This window comes from Kribbella yunnanensis, assembly GCF_039529655.1.
Lineage (GTDB): Bacteria > Actinomycetota > Actinomycetes > Propionibacteriales > Kribbellaceae > Kribbella > Kribbella yunnanensis.
Genome location: NZ_BAAANF010000023.1, coordinates 310159 through 331084, shown reverse-complemented (window position 1 = coordinate 331084; position 20926 = coordinate 310159). Strand labels below are relative to the sequence as shown.

Below are 20926 nucleotides of genomic sequence, written 5' to 3'. Positions count from 1 at the left end.
GTCAGCCGATCTGGATGCCGCTGAAGAAGCCGACCAAGGCGTTGGATGAGCTGATCAGGATCGTCGCGCCCAGCGCGACGATGAAACCGAACTTGCCCTTACTGGCATAGCCGGCGTTCCCGTTGATACTCCCCAGCGCCCACGCAGCAGCGGAGACGATCAGGACTGCCACGCAGACCACGAGCCCGAACGGCTGCAACGCCCCGACCATGTGCCGGAACGCCTCAAGGCCAGGTAGTCCGTCGGTATTAGGTGTGACGCCAGGATCCTGCACAAAGATGATGTGGCTGAACACGAGAGGTCCTCTGATTCAAGTCGAGTAGATAGGGGGCGCCCAGCCGAGGTAGGCCGCGTGCCACTTGGATTCGATGAGACCGAAGTCGACGAGGTAAACACCGCCCTCGCCCGGGAACTCATCACCGATATCGTTCGAGACGATCCGCCCGTCGCCGACGTACACCGCGACGTGGCCGAACACGCCGCCGGTGTCCCAGAACACCAGGGCACCGACTGGCGGCTTCCGGTCGCGGTGCGCGTTGCCGGAGACAACCATCTGCCGCCACTGCTCCGCGGCCGAGTAGTAGCCCGCGCGCGGCCGGCCCCAGATGTTGGCCGCCAGGCGGGCGCACAGCTGGTAGTAGCCATGGCCACCCACCAGCCGCAACGCCCGCGCAACAGCCTCTTCCGCACCCGGCAACGACCCGTCTACGGCTCCGACCGGCGCCCGGCAACCAGGCAGCGCGGCCTCTGTCGGTGTCGAGATGCAGGTGTCGCCCCCGCTGGCTGCAACAGCCAGCGGCGCAACGAGCCCGATGCCGCTGGTCAGCAGCGCACCGGCCAAGGCGACCTTGATGATCACTGCGCGCTCTGAGCCGAGCCCGACCAGAACTTGCAGGTGTAGACGCACACCACGCTCACAGCGGCGATGCGTTGCACCGTCTTGGTCTCGGTACCCAGGATCACTGTCTGCTTGCCCCGAACGACGTAGGCCTGCCAGCCCGGCGGCAGCCCGTGGTTCTCCTTGAGCTTCGCCAACTCCGGCGTCGTCTCGGCTGTGACGTCCGAGACCGTGGCACGCGCCTTCCACGCCTCGAGCTGCTGCCACTCCCCCGGTCCGGGCAGCATGCTGCGGGCAACCTCTGCGCTGGGGCTGGCGGCACCCGCGAACATGTTGATTCCGCCGCCCCAGTCGGCGTAGCTGTGCTTGCTCGCGTCGTAGGTCCAGATCGCCTGGGCGAACGCCATCGCATAGGCGTGCGAGTCGGCGGTGACGGGGACTCGCCACTGCTCCAGCGGCGCCCGCGTCACCTGCACGTTGTCACCGGGCACCGCCGGGCCGACGGAGTTGGCCGTCGACCGCTGCCCGCAGCCGGCGATCAGCAGGACGAGCGCCGTACCGAGTACGAGCGCTGCCGGGATCACGATCTTCGATCGGATCGAGTGGTTCACGTTGCTTCCTCTTCTCTTGGGGACTTCCGTACGGCGCAGCCAGGCGAACCCGAGCGCGGCCAGTGGCCGCGGAAGGATCCAGACCGCGCTGAGGGCATGCAGCCAGAACCTGAGCTGCGCGCGGTAGTACCGAACGAGCCAGTTGTGACGTGGTGCAATGTGGTTGTTGTGCGTCATAACCGGAATCAACGGATGAGCCCGGAACTTTTTTCGTCAGGCAGCTCGAAGCAGTTCCCAGCCGACTGATCGGCGGTGGCCGAGGAGGCTTCTTCGGCCGAAAAACCGCAGGTCACGACCAGAAGCAGCCCAGACCCAGCGCCGCACCTCCGGGTCGGCAAAGACCTCCCACGCCGACTGACCAGTCGCGAGACGGGCCAACGCCGATGGCCTACCGGCGCCTCCCCGCAGAAGCCAACTGAAAGCCTCCGCCTGCTTCTTCGTGGCACCGACCCGGCGTAGCCGATGGATGATGGCCGCACGCTGGAACGACGGACCGTCGGAGGCTGTGCTGATAAACAAGCTGCTGGTCTCCGGAGGAAGGCCCTTCAGTTCCAGCTGCTCCACGATGCGCTCCAGGTGCCGGCCCAGCCACGGCTGGTGCACTCCTTCCCGATCGGGCAGCATCGTGACCAGTGGGTGCTTCTTCCCGCGAAGCACCTCAGCCCGGAGCACGTCCTTTACGCGCCATTGCACCAGGTTGGCGAGGTAGCCCCAGGAGATCCCGCTTGCAGGCGGGTTCGCCGCCAACTCACGGCACCGCTCCCACGCAATCGCCCGAGCCAGCTGAGCCGCCTCGTCAGACCCGAGGCCAGACCGCAGCCGACTCGACAGCGGAGCCACGATCCGCTCCTCGATCCCCTCAGCCAGCCGCCTGGACGGACCCTCCGCCCAACCCGACTCGGCCGCATCGCTGATGAGTACCTCCAACTCCACATCCATCGGTGACTCCATCCAGGGGAAGGAGAAGCGGATCGCTCCGGCTCCTCTCGTCGAACTGCCGTGCCACCAATCTCCCGGCCACGAGTGCACTTCAGAACCTGGAATCCGAGTTCCAGGAGTCCTGGAATTCACATCCGGGGACCCGGATCGTCGAGGTTCACGCCCAAGGAGGTGCGGTACTCCCACACCTGGACCTCGCGACGGCTTCCCGAGCGCGGCAGATGCTGCTCCGCGGCCTTGATCAACCGCCCCGCCGTACTCGCAACCCGCCCACCCAACGTCTGCACCAACCGAGGCGACGGACTCCGGCCCACCCGGGCGGCCGCGCCGAAGAGCCTTCCAGACGACGAACCATCCATCGGGCAGCCGAACCTGGTCAGGACGGTGAAGGCTACCGACTCTGCCTCCAACTCATTCAGCCCCTGACAGACCTCGCCCGCTGACAGCTTGTGCATCCGCAGATGAGCCAATTCATGCGCCAGGGCAGCCGTCGTACTCGGAAGATCGAGATCTGCATCCAGGACGATTCGGCGTCGCCTGGTATCCGTAGCCGAGCCGCCGACTTCAGGAGCCAGATCCTGCTCCCGGACGCCATAACCGAGCTCGCCTGCGACACCGAGCAACGCCGCGAGCAGGCTTCGCGGAGTGACTCCAGAACCGGCGTCCACCGATGGCAGCAGAACGGGCCGGCCCTCGGTCTGGCTGACGTCCCACAACGTGCCGACACCGTGCCCCTGCACCGACCCGGCAACACGTTCCGTACGCCGCTCGCCCGTCACAACTCGAATCCCGGACTGCCCCCGCACCACCGATCGCCCACGTCGCAGCCACGACTCCTTGGTGTCGACCCAAACAGCGTCAGGCATCTGCAACCTGACCAGGACGACGTTGCGAAACGTCTGCCCCTGATGCACCGACGAAGCACCAAGCCACCGCACCCACTGCCCCGCCGTCCACCGCCTCCCAACCTCCGATTCGAACGCCTTCCGAAGGTCGTCGACCGTCACACGCACCCGATTCACCCAGCCTCCCGAACTCGTAGTCGGCGAGCTCAACGGCTGGCGAAGGTCAGAACCGACTCCTGGATTTCCAGATCAAGGAGTCGGACCACGATCCGGCTCGTCGGCCAGGACCGGATCGACGCCACGACTTCGTCGACCGGATCGAGGCTTTGCCCCGCGCCGGACCACCGGCGAGAGGACCTCACGCGAGACAATCTCGACCTCGAGGTTCAGGCGCTCAGCCAGTCCCGCGATTTGCTGTGCCATCCGATTCGACGGCATCTGCCTCACCAACGGGGCAACGGCGCGCAGTGCGTTGACCTGACCGCTGACGTGGTCAAGCACCGGATCCCATTTCGCCAGCTCGACATCGACCGCGAACTCCACCAGCGGGCGCGCCGACCCCAAGCAGTCGCTCAAGCCATCCTTCGACTCCTGGAACGCGGCGGCGGGATCCAGGCCGGGCGGCAGCTCGGCGACTCGGACAGACGCGAAGATCTCGGTCAATGAATCCAGGCTGCGTACGGCGCCCAGCCGTCCCCCGAGGTCGGCGTCGAACGCCACAACGATCTGGTTCGCCAGAGACAACTGTCTGATCATGACCGCGTGCTGGCGTGTCACCGCCGTACCGCAGGTTGAGATCCCCGCCCAGCGGCCACCAAGTTGGTCCACTGCGAGGGCGTCCATCGGCCCTTCGACCAGCACTGGAATCGAGCCACAGAACAGCTTGCCGCGCTGGGCAGTCAACCCGACGAGCGTCTCCCCTTTGTGGTAGATCTCCGTCGTCGGGCTATTGAGATAGCGAACACGCCCAGAGCGGGCGCGCCCGACGAAGCCGACCGTCTCGAAGTCGATATCGTCTGCCGCAAACATGATCCGGTCACGAAACCGATCGACCAGATAGCCGTTGATGGTCGGAGTCGCCAATCCGCCGGCGACCAGGTCATCATCACCAAATCCGTGTCGACGAAGGTAACTGGTCAAGCCGGCCCATGTGTCCGGTGCGTAGCCGATCCGCCACGTCTCGTCAGCGACCACACCCCCGAGGCCACGCTCGCGAAGATGACCTGCTGCCCAGCCATCCGGAAGCTCATGCAACTGACGCTCATAGAAGTCGCGCGCTGCACGATGCATCTCCAACAGAACCCGGCGCATGGCCTAGCCCAACTCCGGGACCGAACCTGGCGGATCGGGGTCCGGCTGAAGCAGTCCTCCGTACCTTCTGCCACTGATCTTGTAAGTCATCAGCGGTCGAGCGTTCGCCAGCAGGTCATGGAGCTGCCTGGCGCCGTCGTCCTGCATCGTCTCCACAGCCGCCCCCGCCGGGACATCGATCGCACGGACTCGATCGAAGAACATCGCCAAATCCGCGACGTACCCGGCGGCCTGTCTGCGTGCTGGCAAGTCACCGCTCAACGCGACAATGACCTTGTCGCCTGGGGTGTGCCGCCGCAAGATCCGTGCTTGGGCTGTCGAAAGCGGTTCTCCGCACGTCGGAATCCCCGCCCACTGCCCACCCATCTCACGGCTCAACCACGTCACCGCAACGGCATCCATCGGATGCTCGACGATCACCGGCACCGCGCCCTGCCTCAGCAAGTCCCGCTGCTCCTCGATACCGATCAGGACATTGGTCGGTCGATGAACCGTGTTCGCAGGAGTCGCTGCCTGCGCCCGGCCGTCCGGAGCGATGCCGATGAATCCCACCGGCGACAGGCGATAGTCGCGAGCCACTATCATCAACCGGTCACGATGCCGGTCAACGGCATCACCCTGCGCAGTCCACTCGACCAGTCCTGCCCGAACCAGCGTCCCGTTGTCGAAACCCTGTGCGCGCAGATGGTCTGTCAGGCTCGACCAGGTGTCCGGCGCATAGCCGACCTTCCAGTCCGACTCAACCGTCAGCACATGCCGCAAGCCACGCGCTGCAAGGTAAGACTCAGGCCAGGTCCCCCTCGACCGCAGCAGCTCACGCCTGAAGAACTGCGCCGCCGCCTTATTTGCCTCAAGCAACCGCCGCCGTTCCTCCGGCGACACTACATACCCGACCTCGTTCACTGAGACCTCCACAGAGCTGTCCGATTGACAGCCACGAAGATCGCCTCAGCACCACCCCATGAGAACCCCGATCCGCAATTCCAGGACTCCGTGCATCACGGCGGCTCGATGCCCTGCCTGACCTCTTGCTCGACATCATCGGCCGACACTCCGGGAGCCCTCGAACGCCGAGCACGCCCGGGCCGCGGCAACAAGACCGCCGAGTCATCCGTCCAGTCGAACCGCAACCCTTCCGAGCGCATCAACTGGACGCCGACAGCGTCGATAGCGCGGTCCAGCAACTCGATGGCACGGGCAACCGACCAAACGGCGGGCCGCTCATCAGGCCCCGATGGTCCTTCTTCGATATCCACAACCACGAAGATTGTTGATCAAGACCGAGTCCTGAACCCGGAACGCCAGTTCCAGGACTCCACCTGACCCCTGCCACGCCGGTGTCAGACGTCCTCATCCTGGCCCTGTGCGTGGTGCAGGCCAAGCGGGCGGGCTGGAGGAAGTGGCTCGCGTTGTCCGGGGGCGTCGGTGCTGAAGGTTTGCAGAAGGTATGCGACGAATCGGCGGGAAAGCTCGTCCGCGTGTTCCGGCGGGGCGTGGCACAATCCCCCGTTGGCCAGCAGAACCATGACCAAGTCGCTGCGGGCGAAATCCAGCCGTAACCGACCAGCCTCTTTTGCGCGGCGAACGAGCTTTTCGAATGCGGATTCGACATCTCTCCGCCGCCGCTGGTAGTCGATCTCGTCGGCGAACACGGCCAGAAACGCCTCGGAGAATCCGCGGTCCTTCAACTGCTCGGCGCAGGTGAACTCGATGAGCCGACGAAAGCCCCGCCACGGGTCCGGGTCGTCGACGGCTTCGTCCAGCAGCGCCTGGCAGCGCGATATCTGCTCGGCAAACACCTCCGTCACCAGCGCGTCCCTGGTTGGAAAACGCCGGAAGACCGTCGCCACGCCGACACCGGCACGGCGGGCGATAGTGCTCATGGGAACGTCGATGCCGCGGGTGCGGAAAAGTTCGTGGGCCGTCTCTACGATCCTTGCGCGGTTACGCACCGCGTCGGAGCGCAAGCCATCCTCATCGGTAGGTTCCGCATTCACCCGCATAGTGAACCGCACGTGACATCGGTTTTCCAGCAGGTCATCGCCGTGGCGAATTGAGTCGCTCCAGCGTCAGTTGTTCTCACTTCCACCAAGACGGACTTCTCGCCCAGCTTCGAGCGCTACCGTTGACGGCAGGGATCATTGGAAAGCATTCGGGGAAATTCATGACAGCAAGCCACACCGATCCGCCGTTGGCCGAGCTTCCTGTACCGCGGCTTCCTCTCGCTCGCACTGGCCAGACCGGGCAGTGAGGTCGGGTTCCGCATGTTCGACTCTGTCTACGGAGCAGCTTTGCTGTCCATCAACTGGGAGACCCCATGAAGGTTTTGATGTTCGGGCGCGGCACGATCGCCACACTCTACGGCTGGGCACTGGAGAAGGCCGGACACCAGGTCGAGTTCTACGTCCGGCCGGGTCGGTCGGCCGCACTCGGCTCCATGGTCGAGCTACAGATCCGGGATGGGCGGGTAGGCCGAGGCGCCCCGGTCTCGCAACCGTGGCCGATTACGCTACGGGAGGACCTGGACTCAGGGCATGACTACGACCTGATCGTACTCAGTGTCAACCACGACCAGCTGAATAACGCCGTCAGCTTCCTCAGCTCGCGCATCGGCGACGCCACGGTCTTGATGTTCGGCAACCTCTGGGCGGAGCCGTCGACCGTCACATCCCAGCTGCCCGCCAACCAGGTTGTCTGGGGGTTCCCCGGCGGCGGAGGCGGATTCACCGGCTCAACCCTCCGCGGTGGCGTCGTGCAGAACATCTTCATGGGCTTCACCGAGGGATCCAACCGCTCTGAGCGATACCAGGACGTCCGGGATCTCTTCAAGAAGGCCGGCTTCAAGGTGTCCGAGCAGCCGGATTTCCGCAGCTGGCTCTGGGTCCACTTCCTCCTGGACGCTGCACTCCTTACCCAAGGACTTGCGGCCGGGGGGCAAGCCAAGCTGGTCGCCTCGCGACAGGCCGTCACGGAATCCGTCCTACTGATGCGAGAGATGATCCCGCTGGTGAAGGCCAGGGGCGGAACCTCGGGCCGAGGCATGGCCCTCCTCTCTCGCATACCTGCTGGGCTAGTGGGCTTTCTCCTTCAGAGAATGCTGGCCGGGAAGAACATGTACAGCTTCATCATGGACGAGGTGGAGCGGACAGGACACATGTCTCGAGAAGGCGCGGGCCTCTACGCCAGGGACGTGCTCGCCGAAGCGCGTCAAGTTGGACTCCTGATGCCTCGACTCTCGGCACTGGAGCCCGTATTCGCAGTCTGAGCTGAGCTGCAGGACAAGAGGCTCAGGCCACGACAAGGCCTGCTCGCGTAGCGAGCGTTCAAGAGGAGCGGCTGCCCGGCGCCTTCACGGAACGAACTTGCTGGTCGTCCATCAGCAGGCGCCTGCAGATGGCACCCACCGTTTCCTCCAGGCCGACGAGTCGCAGTCGGGGCGTCCGGGCCAGGTCATTTGCTATCGAGAGCGCGGCCTGGATTCGGATCCGTGCCGCGATCGGGTCCTGGTCTGGGTTGAGCTCGAGATACAGCTGAACCCATTCGCTGACGTAATCGTGCTGCGTCTGACGGCTGGTGGCTCGAAGCCGCTCAGGCAGATGCTCCTGCTCGGTGATCATCAGACCGACGACACCGTGGTGTTGCATGGTGAACTCGACATAGGACCGGATGAGTCCGCTGAGTGCTTCAGCCGGATCCGCGGCATCGGCATAAACGGCAGCCAAGTCCATGAACAGGACGGCTGCGGCACGCTCGAGGGCTGTGACGAGCAAGTCGCGCTTGGTCGGAAAATGGTTGTAGATACTGGGGCCGGCAATCCCAACGGCCGCGCCGATGTCTTCGATGCCAACGCCCATGTACCCATGGTCGGCAAACATCTGGATCGCCTTGGCCAGAAGGGCTTCCCGGCGCGACCGAGGGCTGATCCCTGAGGCCGACAGGCCGGCTGGCCGCTCACCGTAGATTTCTGCCACCGGGCTGTCGAGCACCGTCGCGAAGAGCTCACTGAGTAGTTCTTCGTACTGAGCACGAGGAAGGTTGAGATGGTGGAACGAACTACTGCTGAACACCGAGAGGAGCGCCCAGCCGAGGAGAACCGTTGCCGGCCCTGGCAGGTCAGGTCTAGCGACGCGAACCCGGTCGGCGACGAGTCGCCCGATGGCGCGGACCTCCGCCCGGATCAACTCTCGATTGTCGCCGGATAGTTGCCGCGCCTCGCGCTGCCACAAGACTCCGAGCTGGCGGCGGTCAAGCGCCAGTCCCGCCAACCGCGACAGCGCGGCTTTCCGATCCCGCAGGTCCAGACTCTCCACCACTCCCCTGATGGGCGCCAATCCGTCCCGGATGACTTCGTACAGGAGGTCTTGCTTCCCGGAAAAGTGCCGATACAAGGCTGAAGGGCCGATCGAGACCGCGTCAGCGATGTCGCTCATGCCGATCTGGTCGAAGCCACGCTGGAAGAAGAGGTCGGCGGCCGCAGCGACGATGAGGGTGCGGCGATTGCGTGGCCGGGTCCCGCGACGCGGAGCGGATGACGCGACGTTGTCCAAAGTCATGGCCCATGCTCCTTCCGAACGATCGCCTCGCAGCTTAGCCCAGGGCACGGCCGTCCGGCCCACTTCAGACCATTCGATGGCGACAATCCAGGCTTTCAGGGATTCACTTGAGTGTGGGTACCTCCTTGACAGTCGAGATCTGCGAACGTCACCCTGTCCACCATGAGACTCGTCGGAGTTCACAATCGAAGAGCGGAAGGACAGTCATGTACTTGACGCAAGGGCTGCACCGCGCGGTTCAGCAGACACCGGATGCAGTGATGACCATCTGCGGCGACCGACAGCGCACGGTCAAGGAGGTTGCCGAACGGGTGGCTCGGCTCGCCGGCGCCCTGCGTGGTCTCGGCGTCAAGGCCGGCGACAGGGTCGCGATGCTGTCGCTCAACTCCGACCATTACCACGAGTACCTTCTCGCCGTCCCGTGGGCGAACGCAGTACTCAACCCGGTCAACATCCGGTGGAGCCCGGCCGAGATCGCCTACTCACTGCGAGATTCGTCGACGACCGTGTTGTTCGTCGACGACACTTTCGCCGACCTGATACCCGTCCTGCGGGAGGCACACCCGGAACTCACGACCGTGATACACATCGGCGACATTCCTCAGCCAGCAGGCGCGCTCTGCTACCAGGACATGATCGACGCAGCCGAGCCGATCGAAGACGCTCGCCGCGGTGGCGAGGACCTGGCCGGCGTGTTCTATACCGGCGGCACCACCGGGCTCCCCAAGGGGGTCCAGCTCTCACACGCGAATCTGTTCACCTCAAGCCTCGGTGCGGCAGCCAGCGGTTGGTTCGTCTCACCCGGCGACCGGGTGCTCCACGCGGCTCCCATGTTCCATCTCGCCGATCTGGCAACCTGGTACACCGCGCTCGCTCAAGGGGCGACGCAAGTGTTCATACCTGCATTCGAACCGATTGCAGTGCTTACCGCGATCGCGCAGCACCGCGTCACCAAGACCTTGCTGGTACCCGCAATGATCCAAGTACTGGTCGACCATCCTGCGATCGCCGACTACGACCTGGCCAGTCTCCAGGGCATCCTGTACGGCGCCTCGCCGATCGCCCAGGCCGTGATCGAACGAACCATGGAGGTTCTTCCAAGTGTGACCTTGACCCAGGGATTCGGCATGACCGAGCTCGCATCCCTGATCACCGTCCTCACCCCCGAAGACCATTGTGATGAGACGTTGCGACGGTCTGCCGGCCGCGCAGCACCGCATACCGAGCTCCGGATCGTCGACCCCGATGACAACGAACTCTCTGCCGGCGCGATCGGCGAGATCCTGGTTCGCGGCGGACACGTGATGACCGGGTACTGGAACCAGCCCCGCGAGACCGCGGAAGCGCTCCGCGACGGCTGGATGCACACGGGCGACCTTGGTTACCTGGACGAGGCCGGCTATCTGTTCGTCGTCGATCGGATCAAAGACATGATCGTCACGGGTGGGGAGAATGTGTACTCCGCTGAGGTGGAGAACGCCGTCGCCCAGCACCCCGCCGTCGCATCCTGCGCCGTGATCGGAATCCCCGACCCCGACTGGGGCGAGAGAGTACACGCGGTCGTCGTCCTCCAGCCTGGTTCGGCACTCACCCACGACGATCTTCGTTACCATGTGAAAGCCCTCATCGCCGGATACAAGGCACCACGCAGTACGGATTTCGTTGCCGCCCTTCCGGTATCGGGCGCGGGCAAGATTCTCAAACGCGAGCTTCGCAAGCGCTACGAGCCCGGCATTAGTCATCTGGACCGGTGACGCCCGGCACGTAGGGCGTTGAGAATCCCTTCACGCTCGCCTGGTTCGATCTCGCCGTAGATGCCGAGCGTGACTCGATCGAGAGCACCTCCGAACCGGTCTGCGACCTGCTGAGCGAGCGAGTCCGGTGTACCGATCACAGCGAACGCCTCGACCACCTCGTCATCGACCGCCTCCGCAAGGGAATCCCAACGTTTGGCGACCGTCAGCCGGTGCAGTTCTTCTCCGAGGTCGGACCATCCATGGAGTTCCAGCACTGGACGGTAGGCGGGAGTCGAGGCGTAGAAGGCTATCTGCTGCTTGACCTTCGCCAGCGATCGGCCGAAATGGTCATCGTCGATCAGGACATTGCAGACGCCGCTGACCACAAAGTCGTCCAGGTCACGCCCGCGCTTCGCGCGACCACGCTCGAGGGCCGGCAGGGTGACCTGGCGGAGGTACTGCGGTGTTGTGAACGTGTGGGCGAGAAATCCGTCAGCCACCTCCCCAGCGACCTCGGTCATCTGCTTTCCGACACCGGCCAGGAACACCGGAGGAGAGCCGTGTGGGTTCGGGGAGGGCATGAACACCGGGCTGGACAGTGTATGCCGATAGAACTCACCCTCGAAGTCGAGAGGAAGGCCGTCGTTCCAATGCGCCCAGATCGCACGGGCAGCTAGGACGAACTCCCGCATTCTGGCCACGGGATGCGACCACGGCATGGAGAACCGGCGTGTGATGTGAGCCTTGACCTGGGTCCCGAGCCCGAGAATGAACCGGCCGTCACTGAGGCGATGAATATCGCTGGCTGAGGCGGCAACGGTCATCGGGTTCCGCGCGAACGCGACAGCGATATTGGTACCGACTCCGACCTTGCTGGTCACCGTCGCAGCCACCGCCGCTGCGACAAACGGGTCGCCGGTCGTCTCGCTGACCCAATGGGCGTCATAGCCGATCCGTTCACTGTCACGGGCCGCTTGCGGCACATCATCCAGCGACTTGGGGTACTCGGCGTGATCGACGTACACATCGTCCTCCTGATGGTTGCCATGGGCCTGGATCGACGCCACCTTCTTGACACTAAGTGAATCATCGATCATCGTGAGCGTCGCGAGATCAACGCAGAACAGATCATATTTCTGTTGCCTGCCGCAGTAAACCACGCACCGAGCGGCAACATGTGCATAACGACTCGTCAGCGGCGAACGAAGCCGTATCGATCAGGAGGCAATGATGAGCGGTAGCTTGGACAGACGATCACTCCTCCTCGGAGCTGGCACGGCGACGGTCGTGGCCGGCCTTGGTGCCGGCACGATCGCGGTGGCCCAGAAGTCCGCGAAACCGGCCGATCCATTCGGAGAACGGGACTATTCGACTGCCCGCGTTTCGACCAAGTACCGGTTCAACGATCCTGACATGGATCTGTTCTTCGTCATTGCACTCGCCTGGAGCGACACCGGCGGACTGTCGCCGGGCGAGTTGTTCTACGTCGCCCAATCGATCAAGGACGGTGACGCCGACAGCTGGGTCACAGCCTTCCAGGCATCCGGCGAACGGCAGGACAAGCAGGCCGACGAGTGGAAAGCGAAAGGGTGGAAGCGGCAGTCGGCGCAGGCGCGATTCAAAGCGTTCGCGAGCTACCGCTCCGCTTGGCAGTTCGCGCCGCTCGGAGCGGTCTTCGAGAGCATTTACGCCAAGCAGCAGACTGCGTTCAAGCTTGCGGTGCAAGACTCGGGCCTGCCGGCCACCTTCTTCAAGGTTCCGTACAAAGGCAAGCATCTGCCCGGTGTTTTCCTGCAGAACCCGAACAAGAACGCGCCGGTCGTGCTCTGCCTGGGCGGCGCGGACACCGGGTACGAAGAGACGTTGTTCACCGTGGGCCGCAACGTCTTCGACGCCGGCTACTCGGTGGCACTGGCCGACCTACCTGGGCAGGGCATCACTATGAAGGACGACCTGCACTGGGAGATGGAACCCGAGAAACCCATCGGCGCCATCGTCGACCTCCTGGTTGCCGACTTCGGCGCCAAGCCGGGGCACATGGCCATGATGGGATACAGCCTTGGCGGATACTGGGCGACACGCGCCGCGGGGCACGAGAAGCGCTTCGCCACGGTCATCGCGAGTACTCCGTTTCCGCGGCCGGTCGAACTGGTGACGGCCAGCCGTGCTCTGTACCGACAGATGGCGGCATCCGGTAGGCGGCCCAGTACTGCCACGCTGCGCAACAACGCAGTGATCTACTGGAAGGCCGGCGTACCTGACCAGGACGAGGAGCAGCTCGAGCAGCGCCTCGGCCGGTTCGTCGCGGACCCCCAGATCGTCACGGTCCCGTTTCTCTCCATCGTGGGCGGCGGGGAGGGTAACACCTTCCAGCAGCAGAGCGACTCCTGGAACGCAGAAATTCGATCCACCCGCAAGAAGCTGGTCAGGCTCGACGCGGCAACTGGCGGCGCAGACCACTGCCAAGCCGCCAACCGCCTTCGGCTCGCCCAGGAGATGACCGGCTGGATGGACGAGATCTTCAAATCCTGATCCTTTCCGGCAATGCAAATTCGGTGAATATCTTCAGTTGAGTCACTTCCACCGCGGTCTCTATCACTTGTTCCAAGTTGAGCGGATCACTGGTGAACAGCTCCTAGTATTGGCGGCAAGTTGCCAACATTAGGAGTGGCCAGGAAATGCAGCAGATGCCGATCGAGCGGACATGCCCGTTCTCCCCTCCACCGGAATACGCGCGATTGCGTGCAGAGACGCCGATAGCAAAGGTCGGACTACCCAGAGGCGAAGCATGGGCGATCAGCACGCACGAAGGTGTTCGCCAGATGCTGACCGATCCGAAGTTCAGCTCCAGTCGGCAGAACCCCAAGTTCCCGCTGCTCGTGGACGCACCACCACCACCCGATGACTTCAAGCCGTCGCTCATCGTGATGGATCCGCCACAGCATGGGCCGGCACGACGCGCCGTGCTAGGAGAGTTCACTCTCAAACGGATCAACGCCATGCGCCCACGTATCCAGCAGATCGTCGACGATTGCCTGGACGAGATGCTCTCCGGACCGAAGCCGACCGATCTGGTCGCGGCACTTTCGCTTCCGGTCCCATCGCTGGTGATCTGCGATCTCCTCGGAGTCCCTTACGCTGATCACGAGTTCTTCCAGACCAATTCCCACAAGATGGTGGGCTATTCCGTCGACCCGCACGAACGCATGGCGGCGATCGGTGAGCTTCGGAACTACTTGGACGACCTGGTCAGCGGCAAAGAAGCACAGCCGACCGATGACCTGCTCGGTCGGCAGATCCTGAAGCAACGCGAAGCAGGCACTGCCGATCACGACGATCTGGTCGGGCTGGCGTTCTTGCTGCTGGTCGCCGGCCACGAGACGAGCGCGAACATGATCTCGCTCGGCACCCTCGCGCTACTCGAGAATCCTGAGCAACTCGACGTGATCAGGAACGACCCCAGCAAGACACCCGGAGCCGTCGAGGAGCTTCTACGATATTTCACCATCGCCGAATCCGCAGCACTCCGAGTTGCCGTCGAGGATACCGAGATCGGCGGAACTGTCATCCATGCGGGTGAAGCCGTCATTGGGCTGACGCAAGCTGCGAACCGTGATCCGCAGGTCTTCGACGACCCCGACACGCTCAATGTGGAACGCAGCGCCCGCGGTCATCTCGCCTTCGGCTTCGGCGCCCATCAGTGTCTCGGACAGAACCTTGCCCGCCTCGAACTGCAGATCGTCTTCGACGCCTTGGTGTCCAGGGTTCCCGGACTCGCCCTCGCGACATCACCGGACAAGCTGTCCTTCAAGAACGACGCCAGCATCTACGGGCTCTATGAGTTGCCTGTTACCTGGTGAGTGCAGCGGATTGAGGGAGTTCTTCCATACATGATTCAGGAGTTGCGATGACGGAGAACCTGCCCGCCTATCCAATGGAGCGGGCCAGGAAGTGCCCGTTCGATCCGGCACCGGCACTGCGACAGGTGGACCGCATAGCGCGGGTGCGGATCTGGAACGGTGAGACGCCCTGGCTGGTCACCGACTACGAGTTGCAACGCTCAGTACTGACCGACCAGCGGTTCAGCTCTGATGTGCGGAAGCCTGGTTACCCCGTCAGTTCCGCGGCAGTTTCGGTGCAACGAGACGGCGTTCCACCGTTCGTCCTGATGGACAACCCCGACCACGACGCCCGGCGCCGGATGCTGACCGGGAAGTTCATGGTCAAACGGGTCGAAGCGATGCGTCCACGCGTGCAGCAGATCGTGGACGGGTTCATCGACCGCATGCTGGCGAGGGCGCGCCCGGTCGATCTGGTGAGCGAGTTCGCACTTCCCGTGCCGCTGTCGGTGATCTGTGAGCTGCTCGGCGTACCGTACGCAGACCACGAGTTCTTCCACCGGGTCAGCACAGTCCTTGCCTCGAGCACGGCAACCCAGGACGATGCGCTCGGTGCCGCTCGGGAACTGGGCGAATACCTGCACCGACTGGTCGAGGCCAAGGACGCCCAACCAGGTGATGACGTGATCAGCGCGCTAGTGGTGGAGCAAATGCGAACTGCCCGGCTGAGCCGGGACGAAGTCGTCACCATGGCGATGCTGATCCTCTCCGGCGGACACGAAACCACTGCGAACATGATCGCGCTGGGCACCGCAGCCCTGCTGGAACACCCCGACCAGCTAGCCGATCTGCGCGCGACCGACGATCCGCAAGTAGTCGCAGGCGCGGTTGAGGAGCTATTGCGCTATCTGTCAATCGTGCACTCCGGCCTGCGCCGTACGGCTATTGAAGACGTCGAGGTCGGCGGCAAGCTGGTACGCCGGGGAGAAGGCGTCATCCTGGCCCTCGAGGCAGGCAACCGCACTGGGCGGGTGTTCCCGGGACTGCCTGATCCGGACCGGCTCGACATACGCCATCCAGTTCGCCACCACCAGGCTTTCGGGTTCGGCGTACACCAGTGCCTGGGACAGGCGCTTGCGCGGATGGAACTGCAGGTCGTCTACGGAACCCTGTACCGCCGCATTCCCACATTGAGGCTGGCGACTCCGATCGAGGACGTCGCATTCAAACACGACTCGATCATTTACGGCGTGCACTCGCTCCCGGTCACCTGGTGAGCGGGAGCGAAATTCGATCACAAAGAGGAGCTGGCTATGAAGATTGATGTCAACCAGGACACGTGCGTCGGCGCTGGGCAATGTGTGCTTCTGGCCCCGGATGTGTTCGACCAGCGGGACGAAGACGGAATCGTGGTGCTGCTGGACAACAGGCCGCCTATTGGGTCACACGAGGACGTACGGCAGGCGGCGAGGGTCTGCCCGGCGCTGGCCATCGCCTTGGACGAGTCGTGATCGCCGTCGTAGGGGCCTCTGCGGCCGGTTTGGCAGCTGCACAAACACTGCGGCGGGAGGGGTACGACGCTCCGATCCGGGTGATCGGCGACGAGCCGCTGATGCCGTACGACCGCCCGCCGCTGTCGAAGCAGGTACTGGCGGGCGCCTGGGAACCGAGCAAGGCTGAGCTGCCCTGTACTGCGGATGTTCGGTGGGAGCTCGGGGTACGGGCCGTCGGGTTGGATGTGGCAGGACAACGGCTCGCACTGTCCACAGGGGACACACTCGAGTACGACGGGCTGGTCATCGCGACTGGAGTGCGAGCCCGAGTTCCGCCCTTCCATCGCAACTTGGAGGGTGTGCATACGCTCCGCACCATGACCGACGCGCTCACTCTGCGCGACGAACTGGCGAGCGCGCGCTCGGTCGTGGTCGTCGGAGCCGGGTTCCTGGGATCCGAGGTCGCCGCCGTGGCCGCCACCCTCGGACTCGATGTCACCCTCGTTGACCCCCTGCCCGCACCGATGATCACCCAGTTCGGTCCGTTGATCGGAGGACTGGTCGCCGAGCTACACACCGCGAACGATGTGCGGCTACGGATGGGCGCCGTGGTGACCGCGCTGGCCGGCAGCGAGCGGGTGTGCGGCGTCGAGTTGGCCGACGGGAACCTCCTGCCCGCCGATGTCGTGCTGCTCGCGACCGGATCGGTGCCCAACACCGACTGGCTGCGCACCAGCGGGTTGTCCCTGACAGACGGCGTCGACTGTGACGCGCTGTGCCAAGCGGGCCCTAACGTGGTAGCCGCCGGAGACGTCGCCAGTTGGTCGCACCCGCAGTTCGGACGGATGCGGGTCGAACACCGGATGAACGCTACCGAGCAGGGCATGGCCGCTGCACAAACGCTGCTTGGCCTGGGCAAACCCTACGCACCGATCCCTTACTTCTGGACCGACCATTACGAGACCAGAATCCAGGCATACGGCACGTTCTCGAACACATCTCAGCCCGTCATCGCAGCAGGCGATCCAGGCATCGGGAGGTTCGCCGTCACCTATGCCGACCGGGGCGTGATCACCGGGGTAGTGGGGTGGGACCTGCCGAGGGACACCCGCCTGCTGCGCAGCAGGATCGGTCAGCCTGCCTGATTCGCTCGGCTCCCTGGGGTCTTCATCGATATACACGCCGAGACGATCTCCTTGACTGCCATGAAGGACACGATTACCCTCTGTAGGGAACGTTACATACACGGCAGATGAAAGGTTTGCCATCTAGTTGCCTACGGCATGCGACGCACGACATACTGACGCGGTCCTGGAAGGCATCGCGTGAGGCCGGTCAATAATGAGTGAACTGGGCGCCCTGTCCGGAGCAGCAGCGGTCCAATGCGCGTCACTGCGAGTGTTCCGAGTCGAACGGATCGGAATCGCACGCCCTTGTGTCGCCCTCGAGGGAGTAGCTGTGGAGTATCAGAACGATTCATGGCCTCACCGCGCCGCCCTGTCTGCGGTCGAGTAGGTCCAGATGGCATCCTTTAGTCCGTTCGGCGGCGTCCCCGGAGAGTCGTACCTCTTTCGGGTTCTCGGACCATTCGAGGTCGGCGATGCCTCGAGACCTGTGCGTATTCCGCCGGGCCGGCAGGAAGTGGTGCTCGCCGCACTGGTCCTCAATCTCAACCGAGTGGTCGATGTCAGCTCTCTGGTCGACCTTGTCTGGGGCGAGGATCCGCCGGCAACAGCCCGCACCCAAATTCAGATCTGCGTCTCGGGTCTCCGCAAGATTCTGGCCACGGGGGGCGTCGATGCGACCGTTGAGACTCGGGCCCACGGCTATCTGCTCATAGCGCCGGAGGACTCCACCGATCTCAACCGGTTTCGCGGCCTCGTGCGGGCGGGTCGTGAGTTGGCCCGGGCGGGTGACCCGGCCGCAGCAATTGAACTCCTTCGCGCCGCAGAGCAGTTGTGGCGAGGCCCCAGCCTGACCGGGCTCCCCCACGAGGCCATCGCGAACATCGCCGCTTCCTTGGACGAAAGCCGGATCGAAGCGCTGGAGGTGTGCCTTCGGCTGGAGCTCGAGCTCGGCCGCCACGAGCAGTTGGTCAGCGAACTCCAGCGTCTGGTCGCCGAGCACCCATTGCGCGAGCGGCTGCGCGGCCACCTGATGGTCGCCTTGCATCGATCAGGGCGACAGGCAGAAGCTCTGGAGAGCTATCAGCAGGTCCGACGGATGCTCGCGGACGAGCTCGGACTCGACCCCGGCAAGGACCTGCGTGATCTTGCGGACGCGATTCTGGCCGATGACCCCGACGTGACCGGCGGGGCCGAAGCGACAGGCGGGGCCGAGGTGGAGGTGGCGCCGGCACTGGCAGCCTCCGAGAGGGTCGTGCCCCGCCAGTTGCCTGCTGACGTGGTGGATTTCGTCGCGGACGACACGCTGATCAAGGAGATCTGTACGGCGCTGACGCCGTCGCTGCAGCGTGCAGCCGCTACGGTGGTGCTGCTGACAGGTGGGCCAGGTGTCGGCAAGACCACGATGGCCACCCACGTCGCCTACCGGTTGGCGGACGATCACTACCCGGACGGCCAGCTCTACTGCGACCTGCGTGGAACGTGCGGTCAGCCACTCGGTCCTGCCCAGGTACTGGGTCGATTCCTGCGGGCCTTGGGTCTCCCTGGCCAGGCGATCCCTGAGCCGCTTGACGAGCGGGCGGAGCTGTATCGCAGCCTGCTCGCCGACCGGCGAATCCTGGTCGTGCTCGACGATGCCGACAACGAAGCACAGGTTCGCCCCCTGCTACCCGGTAGCGGACGAAGCGCGGTGGCGATCACCAGCCGCAACCGGTTGACCAGCCTGCCCATCAATGGTCGGTTCGGCCTCGAGCCGCTCGGCGGGGATCTGGCGGTCCAGCTGCTCGGGCAGGCCATCGGTGAAAGCCGCGTGCTGGACGAGGCGGACGCCGCCCGGGTGCTGGTGCAGCTCGTCGGCGGGTTGCCGCTCGCGCTGCGCATCATCGCGGCTCGGCTGGCGGCCCGCCCTCATTGGCCGCTGAGCTGGATGGTCCGTCGGCTCCAGGACGAGCATCTACGGCTGGACGAGCTCGCGCACGGCGAACTCTCGATCCGAGCCAGCCTGAGACTCAGCTATGAAGGGCTGGCAGCACCCGACCGGCGGTTGCTCTGTCTGCTGGCTCTGGCCGACGGTACGACGATGCCGAGCTGGGTAGGGGCTGCACTGGCCGACGATCGAGGACCGTCGCCGGCTGATCTTCTCGACCCCCTGATCGACCTGCGGCTGCTTGAGATCACGGCGATGGATTCAGCTGGAGAATACCGGTGCAGCTTGCCGCAGACCGTGCGGATGTTCGCGCACGACCGACTGACCGCGGAGATCACGCCGGCCGACCAGGCCCCGGCGATCCGGCGATTGGTCGGAGGCTGGACGGCACTGGTGGAGCAGGCCCACCTGCAGATCTACGGCGGTCCGTACACCATAGTCCCGGGCCAGGCGGAGAAATGGCATCTCCCAGCCGACCTGGTACGACGGCAGCTCATGGATCCGCTGGCCTGGCTGGAGTCTGAGCACGAAAACCTGGCGAACCTTGTCAATCTCGCCGCCAAGTCGGGTCTGGACGAGTCCTGCTGGCAGCTCGCCACCACATTGGTGACCTTGTTCGAGGCCCGCGGCTATCCGGAGTTGTGGGAGAGCACGCATCGAGTGGCGTTGGAGGCGGTGCGTGCGGCCGGCAATCTTCGCGGCCAGGCGGCGGTCTTGCGCTCCCTGGGCGCGCTGCATCTGAGTCGAGGCGAGTACGGCGCAGCGGGCTCCTACCTCGACGCCGCACTGAAACTCTTCGTGGACATCGAGGACCCTAGTGGTCGTGCACTGTGCCACCGTGACCAGGCCCTGATCCAGCGGAGTAGCGGCGCCGATGACGCCGCGCTAGCGCAGTACGAGCTGGCTGAGCAGTACTTCATCACGGCCGGGGACATCGTCGGGCGTGCTCACGTGCTCGTTGAGATGGCGCACATTCTGATCCGTATGCCGGACTTTGCGCGGGCGCGCTCGTCTCTTGACGAGGCGCTGGGAATCTGTCGGTCGGTAGGCTTCGATCGCGGACAGGCGCTGGCCTTGCGCCGCCTAGGCCAGCTGCTGACCTGCCAGGGCGAATTCTCGGCAGCCGAGCGAACCCTCCAGGAGGTACTCGCCATGGTGCGGGCCAGTGGCGATCTCGTCGGCGAGGGACACATCCTGCATGACCTTGGCCGACTGAGCATCCGGCTGCAGAACGCCGAGCAGGCCATGCTGTACCTCACTCAGGCCGTCACGATCCGGGAATCCCTCCTGGACACCGGCGGCGCAGCAGCAGTGCGCGCCGACATCACCACTCTGCTCGAGCAGCGGAAGGGCCAAGGGCCTCTCACGTCCACGGCGTGTCTCCGCTAGGGACCACCGGGCCGTCGGCGACGACCAGGTCCGTCGTCACGGTGCTCGGCGTCTGAGTTTCGCTGAGGCCGGACGTGGTCACCTGAGGACCGGTGGTCAGGCCTGCCAGGAGCAGCGCGACAGTGGCCGGGGCGATGAGCGCCTTCTTGATCGACATCTTTGATTCTCCTTCGTGGGCGGGTTGATGACTCCAGCCTGCGGCCGGTGCCCATCGCGTCGCTATTGCGTCGCTATCGCGGCGGCTATCGCAGCAAATATCCGGTTGATACCGATGCAATAGGTCGCTCCCCGAGATTGGTTCTTGCCAGCTCCTCACGGACT

20 protein-coding genes are annotated in these 20926 nt (G+C 64.4%); 8 read left to right on the top strand and 12 right to left on the bottom strand.

Translation table 11 applies throughout. The features are described from left to right. Window position 1: 1 nt before the first annotated feature. From ABD231_RS35875 to ABD231_RS35835, 9 genes are all read right to left on the bottom strand, one after another. Entirely contained in the window at window positions 2–295 is a 294-nt protein-coding gene (locus ABD231_RS35875; RefSeq protein ID WP_344162600.1) for a DUF6112 family protein, read from the bottom strand. 15 nt (window positions 296–310) lie between these two features. After that, complete coding sequence (locus tag ABD231_RS35870) at window positions 311–859, bottom strand: CHAP domain-containing protein (RefSeq protein WP_344162597.1); 549 nt, start codon at window positions 857–859, stop codon at window positions 311–313. Further along, entirely contained in the window at window positions 856–1626 is a 771-nt protein-coding gene (locus ABD231_RS35865) for a hypothetical protein (protein WP_344162594.1), read from the bottom strand. Before ABD231_RS35865 ends, ABD231_RS35870 begins: the two co-directional genes overlap by 4 nt. 36 nt (window positions 1627–1662) lie before the next feature. Next, window positions 1663–2388: a hypothetical protein gene (locus ABD231_RS35860; RefSeq protein ID WP_344162592.1), complete on the bottom strand. Its 726-nt coding sequence runs from the start codon at window positions 2386–2388 to the stop codon at window positions 1663–1665. Window positions 2389–2516: 128 nt separating this feature from the next. Next, window positions 2517–3254, bottom strand: coding sequence for an ImmA/IrrE family metallo-endopeptidase (locus ABD231_RS35855; RefSeq protein ID WP_344162589.1), 738 nt, complete (start codon window positions 3252–3254; stop codon window positions 2517–2519). 228 nt (window positions 3255–3482) lie between these two features. After that, complete coding sequence (locus ABD231_RS35850; RefSeq protein WP_344162586.1) at window positions 3483–4523, bottom strand: toprim domain-containing protein; 1041 nt, start codon at window positions 4521–4523, stop codon at window positions 3483–3485. A 24-nt stretch (window positions 4524–4547) separates the two neighbouring features. Beyond that, a complete protein-coding gene (locus ABD231_RS35845; RefSeq protein WP_344162583.1) occupies window positions 4548–5447 on the bottom strand; it encodes a hypothetical protein in 900 nt (299 codons plus the stop codon). 95 nt (window positions 5448–5542) lie between these two features. After that, on the bottom strand, window positions 5543–5800 hold the full coding sequence (locus tag ABD231_RS35840) for a hypothetical protein (RefSeq protein ID WP_344162580.1): 258 nt from the start codon (window positions 5798–5800) through the stop codon (window positions 5543–5545). Between the two features lie 84 nt (window positions 5801–5884). Beyond that, entirely contained in the window at window positions 5885–6541 is a 657-nt protein-coding gene (locus ABD231_RS35835) for a TetR/AcrR family transcriptional regulator (protein WP_344162576.1), read from the bottom strand. Between the two features lie 320 nt (window positions 6542–6861). On the opposite strand from ABD231_RS35835, the gene ABD231_RS35830 reads away from it, so the two are divergent. Then, window positions 6862–7809 (top strand): ketopantoate reductase family protein, encoded by a 948-nt coding sequence (locus tag ABD231_RS35830; RefSeq protein ID WP_344162573.1) that lies wholly within the window; start codon window positions 6862–6864, stop codon window positions 7807–7809. 58 nt (window positions 7810–7867) lie between these two features. Here ABD231_RS35830 and ABD231_RS35825 read toward each other — a convergent pair whose 3' ends face one another. Next, window positions 7868–9097 carry a TetR/AcrR family transcriptional regulator gene (locus tag ABD231_RS35825; protein ID WP_344162569.1) on the bottom strand — a complete coding sequence of 410 codons (1230 nt, stop codon included), beginning with the start codon at window positions 9095–9097 and terminating at the stop codon, window positions 7868–7870. A gap of 206 nt (window positions 9098–9303) precedes the next feature. On the opposite strand from ABD231_RS35825, the gene ABD231_RS35820 reads away from it, so the two are divergent. Next, a complete protein-coding gene (locus ABD231_RS35820; RefSeq protein WP_344162567.1) occupies window positions 9304–10851 on the top strand; it encodes an acyl-CoA synthetase in 1548 nt (515 codons plus the stop codon). Here the strand turns inward: ABD231_RS35820 and ABD231_RS35815 are convergent. Next, a complete protein-coding gene (locus ABD231_RS35815) occupies window positions 10836–11993 on the bottom strand; it encodes a TIGR03617 family F420-dependent LLM class oxidoreductase (protein WP_344162564.1) in 1158 nt (385 codons plus the stop codon). The two genes, ABD231_RS35820 and ABD231_RS35815, sit on opposite strands and share 16 nt — an antisense overlap. An 82-nt stretch (window positions 11994–12075) precedes the next feature. Here ABD231_RS35815 and ABD231_RS35810 point away from each other — a divergent pair, with 82 nt between their 5' ends. The 6 genes from ABD231_RS35810 (at window position 12076) to ABD231_RS35785 (ending at window position 20605) form a co-directional block, all read left to right on the top strand. Further along, window positions 12076–13365, top strand: a complete 1290-nt coding sequence (locus ABD231_RS35810; RefSeq protein ID WP_344162561.1) for an alpha/beta hydrolase family protein — start codon at window positions 12076–12078, stop codon at window positions 13363–13365. A gap of 146 nt (window positions 13366–13511) precedes the next feature. Next, the gene (locus ABD231_RS35805; RefSeq protein ID WP_344162558.1) at window positions 13512–14693 is read left to right on the top strand and encodes a cytochrome P450; all 1182 of its coding nucleotides are present in this window, start codon (window positions 13512–13514) and stop codon (window positions 14691–14693) included. A 47-nt stretch (window positions 14694–14740) separates the two neighbouring features. Continuing rightward, on the top strand, window positions 14741–15949 hold the full coding sequence (locus ABD231_RS35800; RefSeq protein ID WP_344162556.1) for a cytochrome P450: 1209 nt from the start codon (window positions 14741–14743) through the stop codon (window positions 15947–15949). A 36-nt stretch (window positions 15950–15985) separates the two neighbouring features. Then, entirely contained in the window at window positions 15986–16183 is a 198-nt protein-coding gene (locus ABD231_RS35795) for a ferredoxin (protein ID WP_344162554.1), read from the top strand. Then, a complete protein-coding gene (locus tag ABD231_RS35790; RefSeq protein WP_344162551.1) occupies window positions 16180–17310 on the top strand; it encodes an NAD(P)/FAD-dependent oxidoreductase in 1131 nt (376 codons plus the stop codon). The genes ABD231_RS35795 and ABD231_RS35790 overlap by 4 nt, the downstream gene beginning before the upstream one ends. 376 nt (window positions 17311–17686) lie before the next feature. Next, window positions 17687–20605 (top strand): AfsR/SARP family transcriptional regulator, encoded by a 2919-nt coding sequence (locus ABD231_RS35785; protein ID WP_344162548.1) that lies wholly within the window; start codon window positions 17687–17689, stop codon window positions 20603–20605. Here the strand turns inward: ABD231_RS35785 and ABD231_RS35780 are convergent. Further along, window positions 20580–20762, bottom strand: a complete 183-nt coding sequence (locus tag ABD231_RS35780) for a hypothetical protein (RefSeq protein ID WP_344162545.1) — start codon at window positions 20760–20762, stop codon at window positions 20580–20582. The two genes, ABD231_RS35785 and ABD231_RS35780, sit on opposite strands and share 26 nt — an antisense overlap. Window positions 20763–20926: the final 164 nt, after the last annotated feature.